The sequence below is a fragment of the Pseudomonas sp. IT-P294 genome (genome assembly GCF_949767865.1).
GTDB lineage: Bacteria > Pseudomonadota > Gammaproteobacteria > Pseudomonadales > Pseudomonadaceae > Aquipseudomonas.
In genome coordinates this window covers 1-781 of the sequence record NZ_CATKQW010000034.1, presented here as the reverse complement: position 1 = coordinate 781, position 781 = coordinate 1, and the positions used below count along the sequence as shown (strand labels likewise).

Genomic DNA, 781 nt, shown 5'->3' with positions numbered 1-781 from the left:
TACCAACGTCAGCGGCGGCAACTACGAAAACCTGGTTGCCGACAAAACCCCGGTCAGCACCAGCGTGACCGATACCATCGACACCACGACGGTGAGCCTGAGCGCGACCGGCTCGGTCGCTGAAGGCGGTTCAATCGTCTATACCGCGACCCTGACCAACGCGGCCGGTACGCCGGTCACCGTGACCCTAAGCAACGGCGCCGTGATCAACATCGAGGCCGGCAAAACCACCGGCACCGTGACCGTCGATGCACCCAAAGACGACCCCTACATCGACGCCGGCAAGGTCAGCGCCACAATCGCCACCGCCACGGGCGGCAACTTCGAGAACCTGGTTCCGAGCACCGTTGCGGCGGTGACCAACGTCACCGACACCCTCGACACCTCGACCGTCAAACTCACTGCCACCGGCAGTGCGGCCGAAGGCGGTGTCGTCACGTATACCGCCACCGTCGGTGCCCCCGTAACCGGTTCGCCAGTGACCGTGTCCTTGGCCAACGGTCAGACCATCACCATCGACATCGGCAAAACCACCGGTTTCGTCACCACCCTGGCACCGAACGATGCGTTGACCGGTCACGCACCACTGACCAACTCGATCACCAACGTCAGCGGCGGCAACTACGAGAATCTGGTCGCCGACAAAACTCCGGTCAGCACCAGCGTGACCGATACTATCGACACCACCAACCTGTCGCTCAGCGCCAGTAACTCGGTGGCCGAAGGCGGTTCAATTGTCTACACCGCGACCCTGACCAACGCGGCCGACACACCGGTCACT

1 protein-coding gene is annotated in these 781 nt (G+C 62.9%); it reads left to right on the top strand.

Features of this window, described 5'->3' with window-relative positions; translation table 11 throughout:
* The coding region (locus tag ACM6I0_RS22725) for an immunoglobulin-like domain-containing protein (RefSeq protein ID WP_414923344.1) at positions 1-781 on the top strand (781 nt) is incomplete at both ends.